This window comes from Loigolactobacillus zhaoyuanensis (genome assembly GCF_003946385.1).
In the GTDB taxonomy this organism is placed as follows: domain Bacteria; phylum Bacillota; class Bacilli; order Lactobacillales; family Lactobacillaceae; genus Loigolactobacillus; species Loigolactobacillus zhaoyuanensis.
Genome location: NZ_RHOE01000122.1, coordinates 1 through 2,601, shown reverse-complemented (window position 1 = coordinate 2,601; position 2,601 = coordinate 1). Strand labels below are relative to the sequence as shown.

General features: G+C 41.1%; 2 protein-coding genes. Both read right to left on the bottom strand.

Annotation, left to right across the window (positions count from 1 at the left end):
• Window positions 1–146 precede the first annotated feature (146 nt).
• A complete protein-coding gene (locus EKM76_RS13095; RefSeq protein WP_125551001.1) occupies window positions 147–803 on the bottom strand; it encodes an ABC transporter ATP-binding protein in 657 nt (218 codons plus the stop codon).
• Window positions 804–896: 93 nt separating this feature from the next.
• Window positions 897–2,354: an ABC transporter permease gene (locus EKM76_RS13090; protein ID WP_125551000.1), complete on the bottom strand. Its 1,458-nt coding sequence runs from the start codon at window positions 2,352–2,354 to the stop codon at window positions 897–899.
• Between the last annotated feature and the right edge of the window lie 247 nt (window positions 2,355–2,601).

Sequence of the window (2,601 nt, the reverse complement as noted above, 5' to 3'; positions counted from 1 at the left end):
TATTTTTGACGAATTTATAAAAGCATTACCGAATAGCCTGGCCAGGCTACTCGGTAATGCTCAATGAAGTGGAAACTAGTAATATATCGTGCCATAACCGTTTGACATCAATGGTTACGGTCTATTTTGATACTTTCAACCTTTAGTTAAGCGACCACAAATTGACGCTCGATCAACTTAATTTGAACATCACCTTTCTCTGCGATTTTAGTATCGTGAGTAACGATGATCACCGTTTTATGGTGTTCGTGAGCTAAATCTTGAAATAGTTTGACGATCAACGCCGAGTTCTCATCATCCAAATTTCCAGTTGGTTCATCGGCAATTACAATATTGGCGTCGACTAACATGGCACGGATGATTGCGACCCGCTGTTGTTGACCACCAGAAAGTTTTTGCACATTCTTTTTCGCATCTGTTTCTTCAATGCCAACACTTTTTAACGCATCCAGCACGTATTGTTTTTCATTTTTATGCTGCGAATCAGTGACTGCTAGTGCGGTTAGAACGTTGTCTAATGCTGACATGTAAGTTAGCAAATTATATTGTTGAAAGACGATTGCCACTTTATGCTTACGGTAATTAGTCAGACCGATTTGGTTGATATTCTCTCCATCAAGAAAAATTTCCCCAGTTTGCGGTTTATCTAATCCAGCAATAAAAGCCAAAAAAGTGGTTTTACCAGAGCCTGATGCACCGATGATCGTATATACTTTGGCAGCGTCAAAATTGAGATTAACCTCTTCATATAGTGGCTTGCCGGTTTTACCGTACCAATGCGCTAAATTTTTTACAGTTAACATGTGAATCACCTCTAATATTGTTATTGTGAAGCATCGATAAACAATCTTGTGGATACTTGCTACTTAACTTAACAAAGTATGGCCGTTTTAATTTTATTCGCCACTTAAAATATCTTTGGGTCGTAGCCGTAAAATACTGACTGCTGAAATGCAAACAGCTAAGGCAATAATGACTAAGCCCATGCCACCTAACTTGATCACTGAGCTAGGTGTAATGCTGGTATTTAATGTTTTAAGTGCTTTTTTGTTTGCTGCGCTGGTACTAGTTTGACCCATCATCGCACCGCCGCGCATCCCGCCACCAGTTTGACCGCCTGGCATATTACCACTTGGAGCACCGCTGGGAGCACCATTAGTCGAGGAAGTAGTGGCAACTGAAGTGGTCTGCTGTTGCGATAATAGTTGGTTGCCCACTTTATTACCGACAAAACCGCCTAACAGCAAAGCCACTACCATTGCCCCGATCAAAATCGTCAACATTTCAGCGAACAATTGACCAACAATGTGCAATTTAGATTCACCTAGTGAAACTAAAACGCCGATTTCGCGTTGCCGCGTCCGAACGGATAAAATAATGATCAGCCCTAAGATGATCGTTCCAGCAATAGCAACCAGCCAGACGATCTTTTTAGCAAAAGATTGAACGTTTTTCATTGGTTGCAGCAATTGTTGATAACTGGCATCATCGGAACTAACGGAAAATGAGCTACTATCAATAATGTTCTTAATTTGTTTAGTTGTTGTTTTCTCTTTAGCTGAATTTTCTAGCGTGTAGGTAACTGCACTGGATTTACCGACTGTTCCGGAAATACTGGCAGGTAAAGTATAACTTGTATAAATCGTATTGCTTGGATCATTGCCGGGCATCGCAGTGCTGCTCGTCTTTGCCTTGTAAATACCCACAACTTTTAGTTTAATACTTTTAGCGCTAGTAGCTGTGGTTTTTACGGTGATCGAATCACCGACTTTTAAACTATTATCAGTGGCCAATTCTTTTTCGATCACAACATTTTTCGTATTTGCGTCACTGGCAGTAATGTTACGGCCGGAAACTAACTTAGCTTCATTGGAAGTGAACGTTGTTGTATGCGCAGTGCTGGATACTCCACTGACGCTAATATCACCGGCACTGGCAGTTGTGCCACCTGGTTGCATGCCGCCACCCATGCCACCACTACTAGTACCAGTGCTGGTAGAAACCGCATCAAACGAGCTAGCATTCACTGAAGCGGTGTTGGTGATGTTATAGTACGCCACCGTGCTCAAGTTGCCGGCCTGCTTAATTTTTGTATTTGCAACTGTTGGCGTTGTCAAAGTCTTAGTCGTACTCGAGCTTGAGCGCATTTTAGAAAATTGCTTGTCCCGATCAGCAGAAACCGTGATCGTGGTCCCGGCTGACTTGGTAACATTGTTAGTCGCCGAGATCGCCGCATTTTGAATAATAATTCCGGATAAAACAAAAACTAGAATCGCCGACATAATTAACAGCATTAATAAACTCTGGCCTTTTTTATGCGTTAAGTATAGCCGCGAACGTTTTAAATAGTTCATTCTCTCATCTCCTTAGCAGGTTAAGAAGAATTGTAACCAGCTTAACTTAAATGAAGGTTAAAGTTACCAAAAAGAAAAGCCACCGCATCTGTAGATTACTGCGATAATCCCTTTATGGTTGTCAGATGAAATACAATAATTCATCTAACAACTATGGAGGGATTTTTGTATGCCCAGATCTAAACATACGGTACTCGAAAAATTAGCAATCTTAAAGGAACTTACCCAATCAAAAACTGGACTACGG

Bases quoted from the DNA above. Each gene is read 5' to 3' on its own strand.
- EKM76_RS13095 (WP_125551001.1), bottom strand. From the start codon at position 803: ATGTTAACTGTAAAAAATTTAGCGCATTGGTACGGTAAAACCGGCAAG.
- EKM76_RS13090 (WP_125551000.1), bottom strand. From the start codon at position 2,354: ATGAACTATTTAAAACGTTCGCGGCTATACTTAACGCATAAAAAAGGC.